We start from the raw sequence: 24,484 nt of genomic DNA, 5'->3' as shown, positions 1-24,484 counted from the left end.
GGCCGGGCGCCGCGCTTACTTGACCACCTTGTTGGAAGCCAGGTCCCAGGTGGAGGCCGCGGTGCCTTCCTTGGTGCCATCGTCCTTCTGCGCGGTGAGCTCCCATTTGATCTTGGTGAAGTTCATCGACAGGGTTTCCACCGGCTTGCCGCCGGCGCCGCCGCTGACGCTGACGTTGGACAGCACCACGTTATCCATGGTGTAGACGATGAAGGGCAGGATCTTGCCGTCGCCCTCGGCGGCGTTGCGGCCGATGGTGACCTTCGCCGTGGTGATGGGCTTGCCGGCGCAGCAGTATTCGTTCAGCGACGGGGTGGAGGTGTCGATGAACTTGGTCACGGTGAACTCGCCGATGTGCGGGCGGCCGGAGGTGCGTTCCGAGTTGCTGACGTCGTTGGTGACCTGCATGGCCACGTTGTGGCTGTACGACATCAGTTCGATCTTGTCGGTGAAGCCTTCGAGCAGGCTGTCGCCTTTGATGTCGTCGCCGAGGTCGAGAATGATCGCGTCCATTGAGTGGAACTCCTGAATCTGGAAAGTCTGGAGAAGAGCGTGGTGCCCGCCCGCCGGGGCTGCCGGCGGGCGGCTCGGGTCAGGCCGCTACCGGCGGTGGCAAGCTGGCCACCAGGCGGATCGAGGCGGTCAGTTCCTCCAGCTGGAAGTGGGGGCGGAGGAACACGGTCGCCCGGTACGCACCCGGCTTGCCGGCCACTTCCGAGACATCCACCCGCGCCTCGCGCAGCGGGTATTGGGCCTTGATCTCCTGTGGCGCGTTGTCGTTGATCAGCACGTAGTCGGCGATCCAGTTGTTCAGGTAGGTCTGCACGTTGTCGCGGGTCATGAAGCTGCCCACCTTGTCGCGCATGATGACCTTCAGGTAGTGGGCGAAGCGCGAGGCGGCGAGCACGTAGGGCAGCATGGCCGAGATGCGCGCGTTGGCGTTGGCTTCGTTGGTGTTGTAGAGCTTGGCCTTGTTGGTGGTCTGGCCGCCGAAGAACACCGCGAGGTCGCTGTTCTTCTTGTGGCACAGGGCGATGAAGCCGAGGTCGTTGAGTTCCTTCTCGCGGCGGTCGGTAATGGCCACCTCGGTCGGGCATTTCAGCGACAGGTCGCCGGAGCTGGTGCGGAAGGTGTGGGCCGGCAGGCCTTCCACCGCGCCACCGCCTTCGGCACCACGGATCGCCGCGCACCAGCCGTACTTGGCGAAGGCCTCGGTGATGCGCTGGGCCAGGGCCCAGGCGGCGTTGCCCCAGAGGTACTTGGAGTGGTCGGTGCCGTTGACGTCTTCCACGTAGTTCATGCCGTCCACCGGCAGGGTGTCCGGGCCGTAGGGCAGGCGCAGGAGGAAGTGCGGCAGCACCAGGGAGACGTAGCGCGAGTCTTCGCTCTCGCGGAAGCTGCGCCACTTGATCAGCTCCTGGCTCTCGAAGACCTTCGCCAGGTCACGGGGCACGGCCAGCTCGGTGAAGGCATTCATGTCGAACAGCTTCGGGTTGGCGGCGGCGATGAAGGGCGCGTGGGCCGCGGCAGCGACGTTGGAGAGTTTCTCCAGCAGGGCCACGTCCTGGGGATGGCGGCCGAAGCTGTAGTCGCCCACCAGCAGGCTGAACGGATGGCCGCCGAAGGTGCCGTATTCCTCTTCGTAGATCTTCTTGAACAGCGCGCTCTGGTCGAACTCGACGGCCTTCTCCAGGTCGGTCTGCAGTTCCTTCTGGGTGACGTTGAGCAGGCGCAGTTTCAGGCGGGTGCTGGTCTCGGTGTTCTGCACCAGCAGGTGCAGGCCGCGCCAGGAGGCTTCCAGCTTCTGCAGCTCTGGGTGGTGCAGCACTTCGTTGAGCTGGGCGCTGATCAGTTCGTCGATCTGGCTGATGCGGTCGTTGATCATGGCCACGGTGTCCTTGTCGATGGCCATGCCTTCGTCGAGGACCTGGGTGGCGAACTCCGCGAGCATGTCGCGGGCGTAGTCCTGCTGGCTGTCGTCATGGGCCATGCGGCCCTCGGCGATGATGCGGTCGAGCAGGGTCAGGGTCTGAGTGGTGCTCTCGCTGTTGGCACCGGCTTCTGTTGCCATGGGCTATTCCTCCGGGAAGTCGGGCTGCGGATCAGGCCTGGGGTTCGGCCGGTGCTTCGCCTTCGCCCTCGGGCGCGGCGGCTTCGGATTCGGGACGGGCGGACTTGATCTCCTGCAGGCCGTCGGTGTTGCTCACCACTTCCTGCAGCAGCTTGTCGAGGTCGTCGTTGCCATCCAGCTTGGTAAGCAGGTCGCGCAGGCGCTGGCGGGCCTCGAACAGGCGGCGCAGGGGCGTGATCTGCTTGACGATGTTCACCGGCTCGAAATCGTCCATGTCCTTGAAGCGCAGCTCGACATTCAGCTTGCTGCCGTCGCCGGTGATGGTGTTGTCCACCTGCAGGGTGGCGCGCGGCGCGATGGAGTGGAGGACCTGGTTGAAGTTGTCGCGATCGATCTCGGTGAAACGACGCTCGGCGAGCTTGGGCAGGGGGTGTTCGGGCTTGCCCGAGAGGTCGGCGAGGATGCCCACGACCAGCGGCAGCTCCTTCTTCTCGATGGCGTCGCCGATTTCGACGTCGTAGGTGATCTGTACGCGGGGCGGGCGAACCCGGTCCAGTTTGTGCTGCGTGCTTTCGGCCATGTTGGTGGGCTCCGGTGCATTGACACGAGCGCAATGCATCGGACTTGTCCTGTCATCGCACTCCCTTGCTGGATCACGACGCGACAGGGGGGAACTACACGCAAGCCTGTCCTTGGCGATCCCTCTAGTTCGTCTGTCCGACGAACTACTCAGACACGCTAGAACAGGTCTATAAATTTGCAAACGCAAACCGGAATCAGACCACCATGAAGCAGGGACGTTTCATTTCCACCTCGAAATTCGTGTTGCTGGCCGCGGCGATCCTGTTGGGAGGCTGCTCCGATCTTCTCGGGCCGCGGGTCCAACTGGACAACCTGACCCTGGACGTCGCCGCGCGCGCCAACGACGATACCCCCATCGCCGTCGACTTCATCGCCGTGCGCGATCCCGAGTTGCTCAAGGTGCTTTCCGGCATCACTGCGCGGCAGTGGTTCACCGATCGCGAGCAATACCGCCGCGACTACCAGAAGCAGTTTTCCGTCTGGAGCCTGGAGCTGGTTCCCGGGCAATTCATGGAGGCTCGCGAGTTCCCGTTGGCGGGTGATAGCGCGGCTGGACTTTTGGTCTTTGCCGGCTATAACACACCCGGTGCTCACCGCCTGAGGCTGGATGAGCAGAGCCGTGCCTGGCTCAGGTTCGATAGCAGGGAAATGCGCTTGCTGAGCGAGAACGAGCAGTGACGGAAGGCCCCTGAAGCAACAGGGCGTCGAGCTCGCGACAACGTCGGACGTCGAAGGGGAGTGGTATGAAAGTTCTGCCTGACGCGGTGTGCTGGCATGAGGGCATGCAGTTGTTGCCCCAGCATTTCCAGCTGCAAGGGTTGCGCGCGGAGGTTCTCGCCGCCCATTTCGCCCAAGCCGGCAATCCATGGTTCTGGGGCATTTCCCAACTCGAACTCGACCCCGCTGCCCTCAGCGCTGGCCTGGTGCGCGTACTTGCCTTGGAAGCCATCCTGCCCGATGGCCTGCCGGTGAGCATCAAGCCGGGTGAGGGCACGGTGCTGGAACTGGACGTGAGCGCCGCCATCGCCCAGTCCGCGACTTCCAGCGCCACCGTCTTTCTCGCCGTCAATCCGCTGGGCCGTGGCGGCCAGGTGCTGCCGCTGCGTGGCCGCCTGCAATCGGCGGTGGGCGACGCGGTGCCGGATCTGGCCAGCGGCGAACACCCCGAACCCATCCTGGTCTGGCGGCCCGCCGCGCGACTGGTGACCGAGACAGGCCGCGCCGATTCCATCTGTCTGCCGCTATTGCGCATCGCCAAGGAGGGCGGCGGCTTCGTCCGCCAGGCCTATGTGGCGCCAACGCCGCGCATTCTTCCCGAATCCGTCCTGGGCCGATCCGTCGCCGCGCTCTGCGCCCGCACGCGGGAGAAGTGCCTGTTCCTCGCCGGCCGACTGCGCCAGGCCGAGCAGGCCGGTAACCATGACGACATGGCTGAAACCCGTCGGCAGCTCACCGCGCTCTGGGCGCGACTGCCGGAAGTGGAGGCGGCGCTCAACAGCCGGGTGGCCGCGCCGGACCGCCTGCACGGCCTGCTGGTGGGCATGGCCGGCGCCTGGTGCGCGCTTGACCCGGTGGCCGGCGTGCCGGCCTTCGCACCCCTGGATTACCTCGACCTCAAGCGCGGCTACGACGAAGTGCTGGACTGGCTGGAGCATGCCTTGACCCGTGTGCGGGTTGGCTATCGCACCCTGGCTTTCGACCAGGTGGAGCAAGGCTTCGCAATCCAGTTGCCCGATACCCAGTCGCGCCGCCAGCGCCTGGTGATCGGCCTGCGCATGCCGGCCGGGGCCGGCGAGCAGTCGGCCTTCTACTGGCTGGGGCAGGCCATCATCGCTTCCCAGGGCCAGGTGCCTACCCTCGCGCGCCAGCGCATGAGCGGCCTGGCGCACCAATCCATGAGCCGCGCCGAGCAGGTCGCCTACAGCGTGGGTGAAGACACCCGCCTGTTCGTACTCCAGGCCGCCGGGGAGTGGTTCGATCCCGAGCAGAAACTCTGCATCGTGGTGCCCGGCCAGGCGGCGCTGGTGGGACCCTGGCAAGTGGTGCTGTTCGAAGCCAACACACACGAATTCGCCTGAGCAGCCAAGGACGCGTAGATGCCGGAACGGAGTGCGGCCCTGTATCCACCGGAGTTCGGTGAGGCACCCCTGAGCCTCGCTTTCCGCCAGGCCTGGCTGGAGTGGCGTGACGCCTGGGATGGCCTGGAAGACGCCGACGACAACGACGGCCAGTTGGTGGACCGCACCGCCGAGACGGCGACGCGTATCGTCCGCCGCCTATGGCGCAGCGCCTTCGCCAGTGTTGGCGACTCCGCGGCGGGCCAGGTCAAGGCGATGGTCTACGCCTTCGTCGCCCTGCTGGACGAGACCCTGGTATTCGGCAACTGGGCCGGTCAGCTGGCCTGGCAGGAACGCCCGCTGGAAGCGCGGTTGTATGGTTCGCGCAATGCCGGCGAGCGGGTGCCCGCGGCCATTCGTGGCCTGCTCAAGGAGCGCGCTCCGGCCACTCGCGACCTGGCCAACGTCTACCTGCAATGCCTGGTGCTCGGCTTCCACGGCCAACTGCGGGGTGAGCGAGGGCAGGCCATGCACGAGCGCTGGCGGCAGGCGCTGTTCACCTTTGCCTGGCAGCGTGAACCCGACGCCGCTGGCGCCTTGCAGAGCCTCGCGCGTCCAACCCGGGCGGCGCCGCTGCGCATGCCCCTGCGCAGGGCACTGCCGGATGGCTTGCGCCTGGGGCTGACGATTCTCGGCTTCGCGCTGTTGCTGAGTGCCCTGGGACACTGGCTGTGGAGCGATATCCGCTCCGAACTGGAACCGGTGCTTCACCTGGCGGCCACCCAGGATGACGGGGAGCAGCCGGAATGAGCGGCTTCGCCATCGCCCTGATCGTCCTCGCGATCGTCCTGGCCCTGGTCGCCCTGGCAGCGCTCTGGTGGTGGTTGCGTACCCAGTCCGGCGCGGCCATCCGCAGCTTCTACAACGCCGTACGCAAGATGGAGCACGACCAGGGCACCCAGGATCGGTACCAGACGCCCTGGCTGCTGCTGGTCGGTGACCCGCGTGAAGGCAGCCAGCTCTGTGTCGACTGGCAATTGTCTCCGGTGGGGCGGGCGGCCTGGTTCGGGCGTTGGTGGGCCGATCCGGATGGCTCGCTGCTGGTGGTGCCCCAGGGCCTGTTCCTGCCGGAGGAAGGCGGCAGCGTGCCAGCCTTCGCCTGGCGCCGGCTGCTGGGCATGCTGCTGCGCCTGCGCGGTCAGCGGCCCCTGGATGGGGTGATCTGGACCATACCCGTGGCGCGCCTGCTGGACGATGCGCAGCTGGCGACCGATGCCATTGCCCTGCGCCGTCGCTTCGGCGAGCTGCTGCAGCGGCTCGGGCTGAGCCTGCCGGTGCACGTGCTGGTCACCGGGCTGGAAGAGCTGCCGGGGTTCCAGGAGCTGGTGGCTGCGCTGCCGGAAGAGGGCCGCGAGCGGGCACTGGGCTGGTCGTCGCCCTATGCCCTGGAAGCGGGCTGGCAAGGCTACTGGCTGGACGATGCCCTGGACGAGGTGGTTCAGGCGCTCCAGGCGGCGATCCTGGAAGTCGGTGCACTCCGGGGCGAGCTGGGGGAAGACCTCTACCGCCTGCCGGGGCAGGTGGATGGCCTGCGGGGCAACCTGCGCGTCCTGCTCGAAGCGGTGTTCCAGGGCAACGCCCAGGGCGAGGCACCCCGGCTGCGAGGTCTGTTTTTCAGCTCCGCGCAGGTGCTCGGGGACGCCGCCGATCCGTGGGACATTCCCACCGGCGAGCAGCCGCGCACACGGGGCGTGTTCTCCGCCGGTTTATGGAGTCAGCGCTTTCTCGCCGAGCAGGGATTGGCCCAGGCGGTGCCGCGCATCCTGCGCCTGCGGCTGCGCTGGCAGCAAGTTGTCGCGGGGACGGCAGCGGTCATCGGCGCCTTCTGGCTGCTGGGCATGCTCTGGGCCTGGCATGACGGCCAGCGTGACGCCCGCGAGTTGACCCGGGTGCTGCAGGTGGCGCAGAGCGCCCACGTGGAGCTGAAGGATCCGGCACGCAGCCAGGAACAGGCGCGGCGCAATGTCCAGGGCTTCTGGAATCTGTTGCGGGATGCGCCGCGCTGGCATTTCGCTTCGCTGGCCTTTCCCACCTCCTGGTTCTCTTCCCTCAACGACGAGATGGACGAGGTGCTGCGCGCCATGGCACGCAGCGAGGCCATGCAGCCCCTGGCGCGCATGCAGCAGGTGGAGCTGGACCGGCTCCTGGCGATCCGGCCCGCCGACCGGCGCACTGAAGTCGTGGGCGAGGTGCCGGAGGAGTGGCCCAACTACGTCAAGGCACACAACCTGGCCTATGGCGCCGCCAGCCTGGAGCAGCAGAACCGCTGGTTCAGCGAGGCCCTGAAGGGCGACAAGGGTGCGCTGGAACCCCTGGCGCAATTGGCCAATGGCGCTCTTGGCATGGAGCTGAACACGTCCACGCTACGGCGACGGGCCTATTACGACCGGGTCCTGGTCGATCTGGCCGCCCCCGGACTGCAACCCCTCGACCTGCAATCGCGGCGGCAAGTGCTGACCGAGCACTTCCAAGGGCTGATGAAGCTCTGGCTGACCCAGTATTTCCTCGCAGACAACTTTGTCCGCCCGGCGGGCTACCTCAAGCTGCACCTGGACATCCTGCAGGCGGGGCAAGGCAACTCCCTCGCCGAGCTGGAAGAAATCAATGCCCAGGTGGATGACCTGGAAAGCCTGCTGGCGCTGACCAATTCCTCCTGGAGCCACAGCAATGGCGAAGAGCTGGTAAGCGGCTATCGCCAACTGCTGGAAACCGTGCGGCAGAGCAGCCTGCTGGGGGCGACGGTGGAGCAGAACCTGAACAGCGAGGCCAGCCGCTTGCGCCGGGATTTCCACGGGCAGTGGATCGCGTCCGTCGGCAGCCGCTCGAACCTGCTGCAGCGCCAGCCGGGCGGCACGCTGGCGCTGCAGGACCATGTCAGTGCCCTGAGCCGGGCGATCAAGGGTCTGCTCAAGCGCGACTTCGTGGTGACGGCCCTGCGCCAGGACACCGCAGAGCCCGATGCACGCACCTTGCGCAACGTGGACGCCGGCGCCCTGGCCAAGTCCCTTGGCTATATCGACAGCTACCGTGCCTTCGTGACCCAGGAGCTGGCGCAGATCCCGCCGGACTACCGCGATGGCATGCTCAAGGCCGCCGGGGAAGCCGGGGCGCGGGCCATCTGGGCCAGCCTGGCCGGTTCCGCCGAACCCCGTACCGGCGCGGGTGCCCGGGCTTTCGAGGTGACGGCCGACCAGGCCGGGCAGGTGCTGCGAGCCCTGCAGCTTCTTGGGCGCAATGATCTCGCCGGTGCCTTGCAGGGCCTGCTCAACCGCCAGGCGTTGCAGGATGTGGGCAATGCCCTGGCGGGCATCGACGCCATGCCGATCTTTACCCAGCGCTACGACATCACCCAGTGGGACGGCAGCCGCGATCTTGGCTTGCGCCTGTTCCGCGCTACCGATGTGCCGGACCTGAAGGGCAGCCTCGCCCAGCAGTTCGCCGCCATGCAGGTCGCCAGCGACAACGCCGCCCCGGCCCTGGCCTGGCTGCAGGAACAGCGCGGCCTGGGCATGGCCGAGCAGGAACGGGTCAATCGCCTGGCGGCCATCAACGAAGAGCTGGTCAAGTACAAGGCACAGAACCCCACCAGCTCACCGGCGCTGTTCGAGCAACTGGTGAGCCGGGATTTCGTCGAGATGGATCGCGATTCCTGCTCCCAGGTGCTGACCACCGCCGCCGTGTCCCAGGGAGTGGGCGACCTGGCACAGCGCACCCGCGTACTAAGGGACCAGGCATCGCAGCGCTGCAGCCAGCTCCAGCAGCAACGCGCGGCGCTGGCCTGGAACGATCTGGCCGACTACTTCAACCAGTACCTGGCGGACCGCTTCCCCTTCGCCTACAGCCTCAAGGCCGACGATGCCGACCCGGCGCGGGTGCAGCATCTGGTGGAGCTGATCGACAGCCGTCTGGCCCAGGCCGAAGAGGGGTTGAAATGGGGCAACCCCGGCGATCGTCCGGCGGCGGAAGACTTCCTCGCGCGCCTGAAACAGGCGCGCACCTGGCTCGGGCCGCTGTTCCTGCGCGACCCATCCGGTTCGCTGGGCGTCGAGCTGGATGTGCGCTGGCGCACCGACCGTGACGCCGAGCGCGGCGCCGACCAGGTGATCGCCTGGGGGCTGCATGCCGGTGAGCGCCAGATCGGCTTCCCCGGCGAAGCGCAGCGCCTGCACTGGAACGTCGGCGACCCGATGCAGCTGTTGCTGCGTTGGGCCAAGGATGGCAGCCAGCGGCCGAGCATCGACCCCCTGCAGCCCAGCATGGCGGTGGCCGACCTTGAGGCGGGCTGGGAATATCGCGGCCCCTGGGCATTGCTGCGCCTGATGCGCTCCCATGTGGTGCTGCAGCGCCAGCCGAGCATGGACTACACCGACTTTCCGTTGACCCTGCAGGTGCCGCTGCGCGGCGCGCCGGGCAACAGCGAGCCGGCCCTGATGTTCATGCGTCTGTCGCTGATGACCCAGGGCGGCAAGCTGCCGCTGTCGATCCAGCCGCTGCCGGTCAAGGCCCCGCGCTCGCCGTTTTCCAGTATCCACGCCAGTTCTCTGGTGAGCACCGAGATGACGCCATGACCTTGCCGATAACCGAAGGACCGGCCAGCGACTTGCTGGAGCCCATTCCCGGCGCCGAGCCCTGTGGTCCCAGCCTGCGCTACGACCCGGCCTGGGACCGCCTGCGCGAGTTGCGCCGCGAGGACGACGCCAGCCTGCCCGCTGGCGTCTGGCAGGCGGAGCTCAAGCGCGGAGATTGGGCCGCCGTGGAGCGCCTGGCCGAAGAACTGCTGTGCGAGCGCAGCAAGGATCTGATGATTGCCGCCTGGCTCGGTGAAGCCTGGCTGTTGCGCAGTGGCCTCGATGGCCTGGCGCCGGCGCTGGCGCTGCTGGCGGGGCTGTGCGAACGCTACCCGGACGAACTGCATCCGCAGCCGGAAGAGGGCGACCGTTCCTGGCGCGTGGCGCCGCTGGAGTGGATGGTCCGGCGCTATGGAGAGATCGTCCTGACCCGCTGTGCGCTGTTCGATGCCGAACATGCCGACCTCGCCCACCTGACCCTGCATGGCTGGCAGCAACTCCAGCAGCGCCAGGTGCAGGCCAGCGACAGCAAGGCAGACAAGGTCGCCGCCGAGGCGGCCCGGCTGGAACAGCGCAAGCTGGACGAAATCCTCAGGCAACTGCCCACGGCCAGTTTCGTTCGGGTTCGCCAGGGCGCGGAAACGGCGCTGGCCGAGCTGAAGCGCCTGGATGCCTGGTGCGACGGCTGGCTCGGCGACCTCGCCCCCAGCTTCGCCACCTTGCAGCAGATCCTTAACGCCATCCGCTCGCTCATGCAGGAGTTCATCCCCATGCAGTCCCAGACGCCGCCCGCCGTGGCGCCGGCTCCCGAGGTGGCGGCCGAGCCCGCTGCAGCCGAGGTGGAGGCGCCGCCAGCCTTTTCCGGCATTCCCGCCAACCGCGAGGATGCCTACCGCCAACTGGCGCTGATTGCCGACTACCTGGCCCGCACCGAACCCCATAGCCCGGTGCCCTACGTGATCCGCCGCGCCGTGGAGTGGGGCAACCAGCCCCTTGGCGAGTTGCTGGAAGAGCTGATCACCGCCGATGCCGAAGCCCGGCGATTGTGGAAGCTGCTGGGGGTGTTGAAGTAGGGCGGTGGGGCGGTAGGGCGCACCTCCGGTCCGCTTGGCGATTGAAATTGCCCCGACAGGGTTCATGCCGGGGCTCGGTGTTTCCTTGTGGGAGCCAATTCATTCGCGAAAGGGCAGCGCAGCTGTCCCCCGGCCAACAGCAAGATCAGGCTGTCACCAGCACCTCGAACCCGCCGAAGATCATGCGCTGCCCATCGAAGGGCATGGTTTCCGGGTTGGGCTGCATGCGCGGGTCCTCCATCGCTTTCTTCATGCCTGCATCCCGGGCCTGCCTGGATGGCCAGGTGATCCAGGAGAAGACCACGGTTTCACCTTCCTTCAGCTTCACCGACATCGGGAAAGACGTCACCTTGCCTTCGGGCACATCGTCGCCCCAGCACTCCACGACGCTGAGCGCGCCACATTCCTTGAAGACGCCGGCGGCCATCTCGGCCACCTTGCGGTAGGCCTCGCGGCTGGCGGTGGGGACGGGTACTACGAAGCCATCTACGTAAGTCATGGTCGATCTCCACTGTGGGTTCCATTCCGGGTTGTTCGAACCGGCCGATACGGCGCGGGTGTCCGTTCTACAGTCGTCCAGGCTGGATCAGTTTCGACAGCATCAGGGCAGCGAACGTGCCCGCCCGACCGGCGGTCGAGTATCCCTTCATTGCCACGCTTGTTGGGGCTGGCCATGATTCCGCTCGTGCAACTCACCGACATCGATCACCCGACTCGTGAAACGAAAAAGCCCCGCGAATGCGGGGCTTCCTTCTTCGGCGCTGGTGTTTACTTGCCGCGGTTGTCGTACACGTGGCAGGCCTTGCCCTCGGAACGCTTCAGCGAGTAGCTGGGGCGCAGGACGATGCGCGAGCTGATGCCGATGTAGGTCTTGATGTACTTGCCCAGCTCGTTGCACAGCGCCTGTTGCTGCGCTTCGCCCAGACCGTCGTGCTCGTGCTTGAGTTCGACGTGGACTTCGATGCTGTCCAGGTTGCCATTGCGGAACAGGTGGATCTCGTAGTTCTCGGAGAGCTGCTTGACCTTCAGCACCTGCTCCTCGATCTGGGTCGGGAACACGTTGACGCCACGGATGATCAGCATGTCGTCGCTGCGGCCGGTGATCTTGTCCATCCGGCGCATCGGGCGGGCGGTGCCCGGCAGCAGGCGGGTCAGGTCGCGGGTGCGGTAGCGGATCATCGGCAGCGCTTCTTTCGACAGCGAGGTGAACACCAGCTCACCCATCTGGCCGTCCGGCAGCACTTCACCGGTCACCGGGTCGATGATCTCCGGGTAGAAGTGGTCTTCCCAGATGGTCGGACCGTCTTTGGTTTCCGCGCATTCCATGGCGACCCCGGGGCCCATGATCTCCGACAGGCCGTAGATGTCGAGGGCGGTGATGCCCAGGCGCTCCTCGATGGCGCGGCGCAGCTCGGCGGTCCAGGGCTCGGCGCCGAAGATGCCGAGGCGCAGGGCCAGCTTGTGCGGGTCGATGCCCTGGCGCTCGATCTCGTCCGCCAGGTTCAGCATGTAGGACGGTGTGACCATGATGATGTCCGGCTGGAAGTCGCGGATCAGCTGGACCTGCTTCTCGGTCTGGCCGCCGGACATCGGGATCACGGTGCAGCCCAGGCGCTCGGCGCCGTAGTGGGCGCCCAGGCCGCCGGTGAACAGGCCGTAGCCGTAGGAGATGTGCACCTTGTCACCCTTGCGGCCGCCAGCGGCCCGGATCGAGCGTGCGACCACGTTGGCCCAGGTGTCGATGTCGTTCTGGGTGTAGCCGACCACGGTGGGCTTGCCGGTGGTGCCGCTGGAGGCGTGGATGCGCACGATCTCGCTCTGCGGCACGGCGAACATGCCGTAGGGGTAGTTGTCGCGCAGGTCGTTCTTGCCGGTGAAGGGGAACTTGGCCAGGTCTTCCAGGGACTTCAGGTCATCCGGGTGCACGCCTTTTTCATCAAAGCGCTGGCGGTACAGCGGGACGTTCTCGTAGGCGTGCCTGAGGCTCCAGCGCAGGCGTTCCAGCTGGTGCTGGCGCAGTTGGTCGACGCTGGCGGTTTCCATCGGGTCAAGCAAGGCGGTGTTGGCAATCATGTTCATGGTTCACTCGAATTATTTTTGTGCGCGAAGCCGTAGGCTTCTGAGTGCTGAGGAAGAGGATACTCCTCACCCGTTTTTCAGATGGTGGTTCTTGCGTTTCAGAGCCTTTCAATGATCAGGGCGATGCCCTGACCCACGCCGATGCACATGGTGCAGAGGGCGTAGCGGCCCTGGCGTTCTTCCAGTTCGTGCAGGGCGGTGGTCACCAGGCGCGCACCGCTCATGCCCAGCGGGTGGCCGAGGGCGATGGCGCCGCCGTTGGGGTTCACCCGCGGATCGTTGTCGGCGAGACCCAGTTCGCGCAGAACGGCGAGGCCCTGGGCGGCGAAGGCTTCGTTGAGTTCGATGACGTCCATGTCAGCCAGCGACAGGCCGGTCAGTTCCAGTACCTTGCGGGTCGCCGGTACCGGGCCGATGCCCATGATGCGCGGCTCGACACCGGCGGTGGCCATGCCGACCACGCGGGCGCGGGCCTTGAGGCCATGGAGCTTGGCGGCGGCGCTGCTGGCCAGCAGCAGGGCGCAGGCGCCGTCGTTCACGCCCGAGGCGTTGCCGGCGGTGACGCTGCCGTCCTGGCGGAACGGCGTGCCCAGCCTGGCCAGCTGTTCCAGGGTGGTATCGCCGCGCGGGTGCTCATCCTGCTCGACGATTTTCGCCGGGCCTTTGCGCTGGGGAATCTCCACCGGGACGATTTCCTTCGCCAGCCGGCCATTGGCCTGGGCGGCGGCGGCGCGCTGCTGGCTGCGCAGGGCGAAGGCGTCCTGGTCCTCGCGGGAGATGTTGAACTGCTCGGCCACGTTCTCGGCGGTTTCCGGCATGGAGTCGATGCCGAACTGCGCCTTCAGCAGCGGGTTGACGAAGCGCCAGCCGATGGTGGTATCGAAGATTTCCGCCTGGCGGGAGAAGGCGCTTTCCGCCTTGCCCATCACGAAGGGCGCGCGGGACATGGATTCCACGCCACCGGCGATCATCAGGCCGGCTTCGCCGCAGCGCAGGGCGCGGGCGGCATTGCCGATGGCATCCAGGCCGGAACCGCAGAGGCGGTTCAGGGTGGTGCCCGGCACGCTCACCGGCAGGCCGGCGAGCAGGGCGGACATGCGCGCGACGTTGCGGTTGTCTTCGCCGGCCTGGTTGGCGCAGCCGTAGATCACATCGTCGATGGCGCTCCAGTCCAGTTCAGGGTGGCGCTGCATCAGGGCGCGCATGGGCACGGCGCCGAGGTCGTCGGCGCGCACCGCGGACAGGGCGCCGGCGTAGCGGCCGATGGGCGTACGTACGGCGTCGATAATCAGGGCGTCATTCATCAGGGGTCTCCTGCGCGAGTACCGAGCCGCGCACTTTGTAGGACTTGCCGTGGAAGAGGGCGATCAATTGCCCGTTCTGGTTTTCGATGCGCACGTCGTAGTTGCCGGTGCGGCCACTGCGGCTCTGCTCGATGGCCTGGGCCGTGAGGGTGTCGCCCAGGCGTGCCGGGGCCACGTAGTCGATGCTGCAGCCGATGGCGACGGTGGCCTCGTTGTAGGTGTTGCAGGCGAAGGCGAAGGCCGAGTCGGCCAGGGCGAACAGGTAGCCGCCGTGGCAAGTGCCGTGGCCCTGGACCATGTCTTCGCGCACGCTCATGCCGACGCGGGCCTGGCCCGGTGCCACGGAGAGCAGGCGCATGCCCATGGTCTGGCTGGCGTTGTCGCGCTCGAACAGCTCGCTGGCGCAGGCTTCCGCGAGGGAGAGGGCTTCGTGGTTAGTCACGGAAATTCCTCCCTTCGGCCACCTGGCGACGCAGCAGCAGGGAAGGTCGGTAGCGCTCTTCGCCGTAAGCGGCCTGAAGGTTTTCCAGGGTCCGCAGCACTACCGGCAGGCCGATGGCGTCGGCCCAGGCCAGCGGGCCTTGCGGATAGTTCACGCCGGCGCGCATGGCGAGGTCGATGTCGCCGGCCGAGCCCACGCCTTGCAGCACGGCATCGGCACCTTCGTTGGCCAGCATGGCCACGGTGCGCAGCACGGCGAGGCCGGGGATATCGCTGAGTGGGCTGACCTTGAGGCCGGCGCGTTGCAGCAGCGCCACGGCCTGGTCACGGGCGGCTTCGCAGGTGCTGGCGGCGCAGGCGATGCCAAGGCGGATGGCCTTGGTGTAATCCAGCGCGAGGTCGATCAGCACCAGGTTGGCCATGCCGTCCTCGCGGGAGCGCTGGCTCGCCAGGCGGCCGTCGGACAGGGCGATCACGGCGTCGCCGACTCTCAGCACGCCGCTGCCGTCACGGCGAACCACCTTCACGCCGGCGTCCGCCAGGCGCTGTACCAGGGGTTCGGCGACGCCCAGGCTGCCTTCCACCACGCAGGATTCCACGCTGGCGTCGCTGGACAGTTCGACCGGTTGCGGGCGCTCGGCGCCTTCGGCATAGCTGTAGAAGCCGTGACCGCTCTTGCGGCCCAGGCGGCCGGCGTCCACCAGCTCCTTCTGGATCAGCGAGGGCTGGAAGCGGAAGTCGCCGTAGTAGGCATCGAACACCGAGCAGGTGACGGCGTAGTTGACGTCGTGTCCGATCAGGTCCGTCAGTTCGAAGGCACCCATGCGGAAGCCGCCCGCGTCACGCATCAGCGCGTCGAGGGTGGCGCAGCCGGCGGCACCTTCCTGCAGCAGGCGCAGGCTTTCGGCGTAGAAGGGGCGTGCCACGCGGTTGACGATGAAGCCCGGAGTGGACTTTGTGTGTACCGGCTGTTTGCCCCAGGCCTTGGCGGTTTCGTACAGGCCTTCGGCAAGGGCGCGGTCGCTGGCCAGGCCCGAGACGATTTCCACCAGGGCCATCAGCGGCGCCGGATTGAAGAAGTGCATGCCGATCACCCGGCCCGGATGCTTGAGGCCAGCAGCCAGGCTGGTGATGGACAGTGAAGAGGTGTTGCTGGCCAGGATGCAGTCGGCGCTGCACAGGTCTTCGAGCTGGCGCAGCAGGCCGCGCTTGACCTCCAGGTTCTCGACGATGGCCTCGATCACCAGGCTTGCATCGGCCAGGGCCTCGATGGCCTCCACCGGTTGCAGCCGGGCGACGATGGCTGCGCGGGCCTCGGCGGTGAGTTTGTTCTTCTCCACCAGGCGGCCGAGCTGGCGGTCGATGCCGTCGATGGCCTGGGCGGACGCGCCGGGGCGGTTGTCATAGAGCTTGACCGGATGGCCGGCCTGGGCGGCGACCTGGGCGATACCGGCACCCATGGCGCCGGCGCCGATCACGGCGACAGTGGCGGAAGCGTTGAGGGCAGGCATGGGCTCAGCGTCCTTTGAAGACCGGGGTGCGCTTTGCCATGAAGGCGCTGACGCCTTCGCGGTAGTCCTCGCTACGGCCGGCAAGGCGTTGCAGGTCGCGTTCGAGATCCAGCTGCTCGTCGAAGCTGTTGCTCAGGCTGGCATTGAGGCTGCGCTTGATCAGGGCCAGGCCGTAGGTCGGCTGGGTGGCCAGGTGGCGGGCGAGCTTCAGGGCTTCCTCGCGCAGGGCTGCATCGTCCACCACGCGGTAGATCAGGCCCCACTGCTCAGCCTGCTCGGCGGTCAGGCGGTCGCCCAACAGGGTCAGGGCCTTGGCGCGGGCCATGCCGACCAGGCGGGGGAGGGTCCAGGTACCGCCGGAATCCGGGATCAGGCCGATCTTGCAGAAGGCCTGGATGAAGCTGGCGGAACGGCCGGCCAGCACCAGGTCGCAGGCCAGAGGGATGTTGGCGCCCGCGCCTGCGGCCACGCCATTGACCGCGCAGATCACCGGCAACGGCAGGTCGCGCAGGGCACGGATCAGCGGGTTGTAGAACTTCTCGATGGACTCGCCCAGGTCCGGCGCGGCAGCTCCGGGGGCCACGTTGCGGTCGCCAAGATCCTGGCCGGCGCAGAAACCACGGCCTTCGCCAGTCAGCAGGAGAACGCGGACCTCGGGGTTCTGGCGCACCTGCTTGAGGGCTTCGCGGACTTCGCCATGCATTTTGGCGTTGAAGCTGTTCAGCTGTTCCGGGCGGTTGAGACTGAGGGTGGCAACGCCAGCCTCGATGGAAAACAGGATGTGCTCGAAGTTCATGGCTTTGGCGCTCTATGGAGTTCGAAGGGGCGGACGGTCAGTGCTTACTGGCCGGTGAATTCGGGGCGGCGTTTTTCCTGGAAGGCGCGGATGCCTTCCTCGCGGTCGCGGGTGCCGGCCAGCAGGGTGAAAGCGTGGCGCTCGAAGCGCAGGCCGCTGGCCAGATCGGTGTCTTCGGCCTTCAGCAGCGCTTCCTTGGCCAGACGCACCGCCAGCGGCGCCTTCTGGGCGATGACGCGGCCGATGGCGATGGCGCGCTCGACGGTGAGTTCGGGCTGGGTCACTTCGCTGACCAGGCCCGCGCGCTGGGCGTGGCGGGCATCGATGGCTTCGCCGGTGAGCACCATCTGCATGGCAAGTGATTTGCCGACCGCGCGCAGCAGGCGCTGGGTGCCGCCGGCGCCGGGCATGATTCCGAGGTTGATTTCCGGTTGGCCGAAGCGGGCGTCTTCGCCGGCGACGAGGATGTCCGCGTGCATGGCCAGTTCGCAGCCGCCGCCCAGGCAGAAGCCATTGATGGCGGCAATCAGCGGCTTGCTGAAGCGGGTGATGCGCTGCCAGTGGGCCAGGCGCGGGTCATTGAGGATGCCCACCAGGTCGCGCTCGGCCATTTCCTTGATATCGGCTCCGGCGGCAAAGGCCTTGCGGCTGCCGGTGATGACCACGACGCGGGTCTCGGCGTCCAGCTCGGCGGCATCCAGCTCGGCGGCCAGCTCACCCAACAGCTCGGTATTGAGCGCGTTGAGCGCTTCCGGGCGCTGCAGGGTGATCAGGCGGACACCCTGCTCGGGCGGCAGGACAGCAAGGGTACGAGGCATGTCGACTCTTCCTCAGGTGCACGCGCGGCCCTTTGGCGAGCCGCTCTTATTAGTGGGTTCGGGTGGGGTCCCTTCCTGTGTCTGCCGCGCTGAGGGCGGGGCGACTTTGGCCGGAGTATAACCACAAAGCGATACAAAACAAGAATGTTAGATATGATTTATGTGTCTCATATCTGTTGTCTTTACTACCAAAGGACGGATTGCCAGGTGCCGTTGTGGGTTGTGAGTGGCCGTATTTGATGGGCTTTCCGGTTGTTTGAGGGCGCATGATGCGTGCCGATGACCGGTCGTCATCTGATACAGGCAGTTAAGCTTTTATGTTGCAGAATGATGTGATACAAAATTCTGCATCAAGCGAATCGCTTTGCGCCACCTTGTGGCTTCATCTGCCTTGTTGAGGAGTTGTTCCATGTCGACTACCGCCCGCGCCGCCGCCCTCGAGCTGTTCGAGCACCATCGCGGTACCCTCGAGCGCGCCGTCCAGGCCATCAGCGAGCGCGGCTACTGGTCGCCCTTCCCGGAAAGCCTCAAGCAGTACCCGGAAGAAGCAGTGAAGGGTGCCCAGGCTGCCTTCGAGGCGTTGCTCGGCCAGCACTTCGCGCTGGTTGGGCCGGAATCGGTCGGCCGTGCCGGCGCCGAGCGTTCGCCCTACGGCTTCGACCTGAATGTGAGCTACGACCAATACGACGCCGACGCGCTGCTTTCGCGCCAGCAGGCGGCTCTGCCGGCCTGGCGTGATGCCGGCCCGAAGGCGCGGGTGGGGGCGTGCCTGGAAATCCTCCAGCGGCTGAATGCCCTCAGCCCGACACTGGCCCACGCCGTGATGCACACCAGCGGCCAGGCCTACATGATGGCCTTCCAGGCTGGTGGTCCCCATGCGCAGGACCGTGGTCTGGAGGTGCTGGCCTACGCCTGGCGCGCCATGGCCGAGGTGCCGGAAGCGGCGCGCTGGACCAAGCCCCAGGGCAAGCAGGACCCGCTGGTGCTGGACAAGCGCTGGCACATCGTCCCGCGTGGCCTGTCGCTGGTGATCGCCTGCTCGACCTTCCCCACCTGGAACACCTATCCCGGCCTGTTCGCCAGCCTGGCCACCGGCAACCCGGTGCTGGTCAAGGCGCACCCCGGCTCCATCCTGCCGGTGGCCATGAGCGTCAAGGTCGCCCAGGACGTGCTGGCTGAACTGGGCTTCGACCCGGCTCTGGTCAGCCTGGTGGTGGATACACCGGAAGCGCCCGTCAGCCAGCGCCTGGCCCTCGACCCGCGCGTCAAACTGGTGGACTTCACCGGCTCCAGCGCTTTTGGCAACTGGCTGGAAGACAACGCCCGCCAGGCCCAGGTGTTCACCGAGAAGGCCGGCATCAACAGCGTGATCATCGACAGCGTGCGCGACATCAAGGCCGTTGCCCGCAACCTGGCCTTCTCCCTGAGTCTCTATTCCGGCCAGATGTGCACCACCACCCAGGCCATCTATGTACCGCGCGGCGGTATCCGCAACGGCGACGAGTCGCTGAGCTTCGACGAGGTCGCCCAGACCCTCGCCGGTGCCGTGAAGAGCTTCCTCGCCGACAATGAACGTGCCTGTGCGGTGATTGGCGCCATCCAGTCCGAGGCCACCGCGCTACGCATCCAGGATTGCCGCCAACTGGGCGAAGTGCTGCTGGACAGCGAGGCTCGCGAGCATCCGCAGTTCCCCGGTGCGCGCATCCATACGCCGCTGCTGCTGAAGGTGGACGCCGCCGACCGCGAGGCCTATTCCGAGGAGCGCTTCGGCCCTATCGCCTTCGTCATCGCCACCGACGACACCGCGCACAGCCTGCGCCTGGCCGGTGAGGTGATCGCCGAGAAGGGCGCCCTGACCCTGGGCGTGTATTCCACTGATGAGGCGGTGCTGGACCGTGCCGAAGGGCTGTCCCAGGACGTTGCCGTGGCCCTGTCGGTCAATTTCGACGGCGGCGTGTTCGTCAACCAGTCCGCGGCCTTCAGTGACTTTCACGCCAGCGGCGGCAACCCGGCGGCGAACGCGTCCATTACCGATGGTGCCTTCGTTTCCCGCCGCTTCGTCACCGTGCAGAGCCGCCGCCACGGCGCGGCCTGAGCCTTTGGGAAGGAGTCTTGCGATGACCTGCTACAGCCTCGACGGCCTGACCCCCGTGGTGCATCCCACCGCCTATGTGCATCCCAGCGCGGTGCTGATCGGTGACGTGATCATCGGACCGGGCTGTTACGTCGGTCCCCTGGCCAGCCTGCGCGGCGACTTCGGCCGGATCGTGCTGGAGGAGGGCGCCAACATCCAGGACACCTGTGTGATGCATGGCTTTCCCGACAGCGACACGATGGTCGGGCGCAATGGTCATATCGGTCACGGCGCGGTGCTGCACGGCTGCCGCATCGGCGAGGACGCGCTGGTGGGGATGAACGCGGTGGTGATGGACGGCGCGCAGATCGGTGCACGCTCCTTCGTTTCCGCCACCGCCTTCGTCAAGGCCGGTTTCAGCTGCGAAGCGCAATCCCTGGTGATGGGGGCGCCGGCCCAGGTCAAGCGCAGCCTCAGCGACGAGGAAGTGTCCTGGAAGCAGGCCGGAACCCGCGAATACCAGCTGCTGGCCCAGCGCTGCCTGCAGGATATGGTGGCCTGCGAGCCCCTGGCCGAGGTGGAAGCCGACCGCCCGCGCATCGCCGACCGTGGGCTGCGTCCGAAAGGCAGTTCGTCGCAATGAGTGCGGTCTTCGCACAACGGGGACGCTCCCCGATGGTCATGCCGATGAGCCTGCGGGTATATTCGGCATCTTTTCCGTTTCCCGTATGCCCATGACTTCGCTCGTGCCCCTGGACCAACTCGTCACCCGCTTCCAGCAGCAGACGCCCATTCGTGCCAGTTCGCTGATCATCACCCTCTACGGCGATGCCATCGAACCCCATGGCGGTACTGTCTGGCTGGGTAGCCTGATCCAGTTGCTGGAGCCCATGGGCATCAATGAGCGGCTGATCCGCACCTCCATCTTCCGCTTGACCAAGGAAGGCTGGCTGAGTGCCGAAAAGGTCGGCCGACGCAGTTACTACAGCCTGACCGGCACCGGACGGCGGCGATTCGAGAAGGCGTTCAAGCGGGTGTACAGCTCCAATGTCCCGGCCTGGGACGGCGCCTGGTCCCTGGTGGTGCTTTCGCAGCTGCCCCAGGACAAGCGCAAACAGGTGCGTGAGGAGCTGGAGTGGCAAGGTTTTGGTGCGATTTCGCCCACCGTGCTGGCCAATCCTCGTTGCGACCGGGTGGATCTGACCGCCACCCTGCAGGAGCTGGATGCGCTGGAAGACAGCATCGTGTTCGAGACCCGTTCCCAGGACGTGCTGGCCTCCAAGGCCCTGCGCATGCAGGTTCGCGAGAGCTGGAACATCGACGAGCTGGGCACGCACTACAGCGAGTTCATCCAGCTGTTCCGCCCGCTCTGGCAGGCCCTGCGCGAGCAGGAGAACCTGCAGCCGGCCGACTGCTTCCTGGCTCGAACCTTGCTGATTCACGAATACCGCAAGTTGCTGCTGCGTGACCCGCAATTGCCTGACGAACTGCTTCCGGGCGATTGGGAGGGCCGCGCGGCGCGCCAGCTGTGCCGCAACATCTACCGACTCATCTTCGCCAAGGCGGAGGAATGGCTGAACGCGGCACTGGAAACCGCGGATGGTCCGTTGCCCGACGCCGGAGAGAATTTCTATCAGCGATTCGGTGGATTGAGGTAAAGCAGCCGCCCGCGAGGGGGGTAGTCACGGACGAGGTGAACCCGGCCTGGCCGGATAATGACAAGAACAACGCCTAGCGTGAGGCTGAGAAAGCCATGATGACAGCACTATCAGTGAGGGCAGACCGCTTCGACGAGTGGCTGCAAGGTATCAACCAGGTCTGCGGGCGCTTCGGTGCCAAGTTGCTGGGCTCGGAATTTTCCGGGGCCATTCGCGAGCACAAGGCCGGCGCCATCAAGCTGAGCTTCGTCGACGTGGCCCAGGCACGTCTGTACCGCACCCCGAAGGAAGTGGCGCAGAGCGAAGGCAAGCACTTCTACCTTGCCTTCCAGCTGGCCGGTCGCGCCGGCATGCAGCAGGCCGGCAACAGCATCGAGCTGGCGCCCGGCGACATCACCCTGATCGATTCCACCCTGCCCAGTGACTTCGTCTACCACGAGAACTCCCGCCAGCTCTCGCTGATCGTGCCGCGCCACATCGTGGAACAGGGCCTGCGCTTCTCGGGTGTACGTTGCGCCCAGCGCATTCCGGCCAGCTCGCCGGTGGCGGTGATGGCCAACCGCCTGATCATCGCATCCACACAGCAGAACAGCCTCAGCCTGCCCGAGAGCGAAGCGACCCTGGAAGCGATGGTGAGCCTGCTGCGCCCGGCCCTGTGCGCCGCCGAAGTGGAGCAGGACGCCCACGAGCGCCTGTTCCGCAAGACCCTGCGCTTCATCGACGAGAACATCTGCGCCGAGGAGCTCAGCCCGGAAGCCATCGCCCGCGAGGTGGGGGTTTCGGTGCGTGGCCTGTACCGCATGTTCGCCAAGAAGGGCCTGGTGGTGGCGCAGTACATCAAGAACCGCCGCCTGGACTTCTGCGCCGAAAGCCTGCGTCACTCCACCGGCGAGCAGAAGCTCTCGGCCCTCGGCTACGCCTGGGGTTTCACCGATTCCAGCTACTTCTCCACCGCCTTCAAGGCACGCTTCGGCGTGTCGCCCAGCGAGTACCGCAAGCAGTACAGCCAGGCCTGATCCTGGCGGCGTACCCTTCTTCGTCGGAGCGAATTCACTCGCGAAGGGCGACATAGTCGCCCCGATCCGAACCCTGGGCAGGACGGCGTCCTGTTTTCGCGAATGAATTCGCTCCTACAGATCCGAGCCTTCACAGCCGTCCTGCTTGGCGAATGAATTCGCCCCTACAGCTTGCAGCCCCACTCCTGGCAGCCCTGCCAACACGTCTGGCACAGACAAAAAAACCTCGATTGCCGCCAACACCGAGAATCCGGACATCGGCCCTGCTTCCGCGCGTGCCGTTGCTGCCGCACGGGGCGGGCTTGTGGACGATCGAGGTGGTGAGTTGATGCACAAACGCAAGATGGGGCCGCTGTCCGGCCTCCTGGTACTGCTGGCGGCCCAGTCTGCGCTGGCTGCGGATTGCGCGCCGGAACAGGTGCAGAAAGGCGAGGCGTTGTTCGGCAGCGACTGCTCGGTGTGCCATTCGGCCAAGCAGGGCGGCCCGGCCATGATGGGCCCCAATCTGCACGGCCTGTATGGCCGCAAATCCGGCAGCCTGGCCGGTTTCAGCTACTCGCAGGCGATGAAAGCCAAGGCGGTGGAATGGCAGCTGGACAGCCTGGAGCAGTTCATCGCCCAGCCCCAGTCCTTCGTCGCCGGTACCTACATGCCCTATGCCGGGATGGCTGATGCCGACGGCCGTCGCGCGGTCGGCTGCTTCCTGGGCGCACAGAAATAGTGATGGCGCCGGGCAGGCGCCCGGCCCACGGATAATGAGGATCGAGCATGAGCAAGGTTGAAATCCTGCCGCAGGTGGCGGCATTCCTGGAGCGCCGCCACGGTTGCTTCATCGACGGTCAGTGGGTGCTGCCGGAAGGTCCGACCACCCCGGTACTGAACCCGGCCACCGGCGAAGCCATCTCCCACGTGCCCGACGTGCCGCTGGAATACCTGGATCGCGCCGTGAAGTCCGCCCACAAGGCGTTCAAGTCCCGCGTATGGTCCGGCCTGCGTCCAGCCGACCGCGAGCGCATCCTGCTGCGTTTCGCCGCCCTGGTGGAAGAGCACGCCGAAGAGCTGGCCCAGCTGGAAACCCTGAGCCAGGGCAAGTCGATCAACATGTCGCGCATGCTGGACGTCGGTGCCACCGTCGAGTTCATGCGCTACATGGCCGGCTGGGCGACCAAGATCGAAGGCCAGACCCTGGACGTGTCGATCCCGATCCCGCCGGGCTCGCGCTTCACCGCCTTCGCCCGGCGTGAGCCGGTGGGCGTGGTGGCCGGCATCGTGCCGTGGAACTTCCCGCTGATGATCACCACCTGGAAGGCCATGCCGGCGCTCGCCACCGGCTGCACCGTGGTCATCAAGCCTGCCAGCGAAACCCCGCTGACCGCCCTGCGCCTGGCCGAACTGGCCTTCGAGGCGGGCATCCCGGCTGGCGTGTTCAACGTCGTCACCGGCGGCGGCAGCACCGTGGGCAATGCCCTGGCGTCGCACCCGCTGATCAGCAAGGTGTCCTTCACCGGCTCCACCGCCGTGGGCAAGAGCGTCGGCGTGGCCTGCATGGAGAACATGACCCGCTTCGCCCTGGAGCTGGGCGGCAAGAACCCGATGATCCTGCTGGCCGACGCCGACGTGGAGAAGGCGGTGCAGGGCGCACTGCTCGGCGGCCTGCTGAACAACGGCCAGGTGTGCGCCGCAGCCTCGCGCTTCTACGTGCACCAGTCCATCTACGAGGCCTTCGTCGAGGGCCTGGCGGCGGCGGTGAAGGGCCTCTCCATCGGTCCGGGCATGGACCAGGACGCGGCGATCAACCCGCTGGTGTCGCGCAAGCAGCAGTTGAACGTGCTCAAGCACATCGACCTGGCCCGCCAGGAGGGTGCCCGCGTGGTGGCCGGTGGCGAGCGCCTGGAAGGCGACGGCTTCTTCGTCCAGCCCACCGTGCTGGCCGACGTGAACCACGAGATGACCGTGTCGCGCGAGGAAGTCTTCGGCCCGGTGCTGTCGGTGATCCCCTTCACCGACGAGGACGCCATGATCGAGCTGGCCAACGACAGCGTGTACGGTCTGGCGGCCAGTCTGTGGACCAACGACCTGTCCAAGGCGATGAACCTGGTGCCGCGCATCGAAGCCGGCACCGTGTGGGTCAATGCCCACGTGCTGCTGGACCCGAACATGCCCTTCGGCGGCGTGAAGCAGTCGGGCATGGGCCGCGAGTTCGGCCGTGCGGTGATCGAGGCGTACACCGAGCTGAAGTCGGTCTGCATCTCCCACTGATTCGAACCCTCGATTTCCGGCAGGCGCCTTCACGCCTGCCGGTTTTTTTTTGAGGGTGTGGGATGAGGTTCCCCGTAGGAGCGAATTCATTCGCGAAGGACGACGCAGTCGTCCCCA

21 protein-coding genes are annotated in these 24,484 nt (G+C 66.5%); 11 read left to right on the top strand and 10 right to left on the bottom strand.

Annotation, left to right across the window (positions count from 1 at the left end):
* Positions 1–15: 15 nt before the first annotated feature.
* The 3 genes from FXN65_RS16380 to tssB form a co-directional block, all read right to left on the bottom strand.
* Positions 16–513 carry an Hcp family type VI secretion system effector gene (locus tag FXN65_RS16380; protein ID WP_151134310.1) on the bottom strand — a complete coding sequence of 166 codons (498 nt, stop codon included), beginning with the start codon at positions 511–513 and terminating at the stop codon, positions 16–18.
* Positions 514–592: 79 nt separating this feature from the next.
* Entirely contained in the window at positions 593–2,071 is a 1,479-nt protein-coding gene (tssC, locus tag FXN65_RS16375) for a type VI secretion system contractile sheath large subunit (RefSeq protein WP_151134308.1), read from the bottom strand.
* Positions 2,072–2,102: 31 nt separating this feature from the next.
* Positions 2,103–2,651, bottom strand: coding sequence for a type VI secretion system contractile sheath small subunit (gene tssB, locus FXN65_RS16370; RefSeq protein ID WP_151134305.1), 549 nt, complete (start codon positions 2,649–2,651; stop codon positions 2,103–2,105).
* Positions 2,652–2,857: 206 nt separating this feature from the next.
* Here tssB and FXN65_RS16365 point away from each other — a divergent pair, with 206 nt between their 5' ends.
* The 5 genes from FXN65_RS16365 to tssA all read left to right on the top strand — a co-directional run bounded on the left by FXN65_RS16365 (position 2,858) and on the right by tssA (position 10,411).
* Positions 2,858–3,331: a type VI secretion protein gene (locus FXN65_RS16365; RefSeq protein WP_151134302.1), complete on the top strand. Its 474-nt coding sequence runs from the start codon at positions 2,858–2,860 to the stop codon at positions 3,329–3,331.
* A gap of 65 nt (positions 3,332–3,396) precedes the next feature.
* On the top strand, positions 3,397–4,731 hold the full coding sequence (tssK, locus tag FXN65_RS16360) for a type VI secretion system baseplate subunit TssK (protein WP_151134299.1): 1,335 nt from the start codon (positions 3,397–3,399) through the stop codon (positions 4,729–4,731).
* An 18-nt stretch (positions 4,732–4,749) separates the two neighbouring features.
* Positions 4,750–5,520, top strand: a complete 771-nt coding sequence (locus tag FXN65_RS16355) for a DotU family type IV/VI secretion system protein (protein WP_151134296.1) — start codon at positions 4,750–4,752, stop codon at positions 5,518–5,520.
* Positions 5,517–9,338, top strand: a complete 3,822-nt coding sequence (locus tag FXN65_RS16350) for a type VI secretion system protein (protein ID WP_151134294.1) — start codon at positions 5,517–5,519, stop codon at positions 9,336–9,338. Before FXN65_RS16355 ends, FXN65_RS16350 begins: the two co-directional genes overlap by 4 nt.
* Positions 9,335–10,411, top strand: a complete 1,077-nt coding sequence (gene tssA / locus FXN65_RS16345; RefSeq protein ID WP_151134291.1) for a type VI secretion system protein TssA — start codon at positions 9,335–9,337, stop codon at positions 10,409–10,411. The genes FXN65_RS16350 and tssA overlap by 4 nt, the downstream gene beginning before the upstream one ends.
* 145 nt (positions 10,412–10,556) lie before the next feature.
* On the opposite strand, the gene FXN65_RS16340 is transcribed toward tssA, so the two are convergent.
* The 7 genes from FXN65_RS16340 to paaF all read right to left on the bottom strand — a co-directional run bounded on the left by FXN65_RS16340 (position 10,557) and on the right by paaF (position 17,360).
* Complete coding sequence (locus FXN65_RS16340; protein WP_151134289.1) at positions 10,557–10,910, bottom strand: DUF1428 domain-containing protein; 354 nt, start codon at positions 10,908–10,910, stop codon at positions 10,557–10,559.
* Positions 10,911–11,179: 269 nt separating this feature from the next.
* On the bottom strand, positions 11,180–12,490 hold the full coding sequence (gene paaK / locus FXN65_RS16335; protein WP_151134285.1) for a phenylacetate--CoA ligase PaaK: 1,311 nt from the start codon (positions 12,488–12,490) through the stop codon (positions 11,180–11,182).
* 98 nt (positions 12,491–12,588) lie between these two features.
* Complete coding sequence (gene pcaF / locus FXN65_RS16330; RefSeq protein WP_151134283.1) at positions 12,589–13,794, bottom strand: 3-oxoadipyl-CoA thiolase; 1,206 nt, start codon at positions 13,792–13,794, stop codon at positions 12,589–12,591.
* Entirely contained in the window at positions 13,787–14,236 is a 450-nt protein-coding gene (paaI, locus tag FXN65_RS16325; protein ID WP_151134279.1) for a hydroxyphenylacetyl-CoA thioesterase PaaI, read from the bottom strand. Before paaI ends, pcaF begins: the two co-directional genes overlap by 8 nt.
* Positions 14,229–15,746, bottom strand: coding sequence for a 3-hydroxyacyl-CoA dehydrogenase PaaH (gene paaH, locus FXN65_RS16320; RefSeq protein ID WP_151134277.1), 1,518 nt, complete (start codon positions 15,744–15,746; stop codon positions 14,229–14,231). Before paaH ends, paaI begins: the two co-directional genes overlap by 8 nt.
* Before the next feature lie 4 nt (positions 15,747–15,750).
* Positions 15,751–16,542 carry a 2-(1,2-epoxy-1,2-dihydrophenyl)acetyl-CoA isomerase PaaG gene (gene paaG / locus FXN65_RS16315; protein WP_151134275.1) on the bottom strand — a complete coding sequence of 264 codons (792 nt, stop codon included), beginning with the start codon at positions 16,540–16,542 and terminating at the stop codon, positions 15,751–15,753.
* A gap of 44 nt (positions 16,543–16,586) precedes the next feature.
* Positions 16,587–17,360: a 2,3-dehydroadipyl-CoA hydratase PaaF gene (gene paaF, locus FXN65_RS16310; protein WP_151134272.1), complete on the bottom strand. Its 774-nt coding sequence runs from the start codon at positions 17,358–17,360 to the stop codon at positions 16,587–16,589.
* Positions 17,361–17,769: 409 nt separating this feature from the next.
* Between paaF and paaN the strand changes: the two genes are divergently transcribed.
* From paaN to FXN65_RS16280, 6 genes are all read left to right on the top strand, one after another.
* Positions 17,770–19,455: a phenylacetic acid degradation protein PaaN gene (paaN, locus tag FXN65_RS16305; RefSeq protein ID WP_151134269.1), complete on the top strand. Its 1,686-nt coding sequence runs from the start codon at positions 17,770–17,772 to the stop codon at positions 19,453–19,455.
* 22 nt (positions 19,456–19,477) lie between these two features.
* Positions 19,478–20,077 (top strand): phenylacetic acid degradation protein PaaY, encoded by a 600-nt coding sequence (gene paaY, locus FXN65_RS16300; RefSeq protein ID WP_151134267.1) that lies wholly within the window; start codon positions 19,478–19,480, stop codon positions 20,075–20,077.
* Positions 20,078–20,168: 91 nt separating this feature from the next.
* Entirely contained in the window at positions 20,169–21,092 is a 924-nt protein-coding gene (gene paaX / locus FXN65_RS16295) for a phenylacetic acid degradation operon negative regulatory protein PaaX (protein ID WP_151134264.1), read from the top strand.
* Between the two features lie 95 nt (positions 21,093–21,187).
* Positions 21,188–22,108, top strand: a complete 921-nt coding sequence (gene feaR, locus FXN65_RS16290; RefSeq protein WP_151134261.1) for a transcriptional regulator FeaR — start codon at positions 21,188–21,190, stop codon at positions 22,106–22,108.
* Between the two features lie 328 nt (positions 22,109–22,436).
* The gene (locus tag FXN65_RS16285; RefSeq protein ID WP_151134258.1) at positions 22,437–22,829 is read left to right on the top strand and encodes a c-type cytochrome; all 393 of its coding nucleotides are present in this window, start codon (positions 22,437–22,439) and stop codon (positions 22,827–22,829) included.
* 47 nt (positions 22,830–22,876) lie between these two features.
* A complete protein-coding gene (locus FXN65_RS16280) occupies positions 22,877–24,367 on the top strand; it encodes an aldehyde dehydrogenase family protein (protein WP_151134255.1) in 1,491 nt (496 codons plus the stop codon).
* Positions 24,368–24,484: the final 117 nt, after the last annotated feature.

The organism is Pseudomonas lalkuanensis, assembly GCF_008807375.1.
Lineage (GTDB): Bacteria > Pseudomonadota > Gammaproteobacteria > Pseudomonadales > Pseudomonadaceae > Metapseudomonas > Metapseudomonas lalkuanensis.
This window is presented reverse-complemented; position numbering and strand designations above follow the sequence as displayed.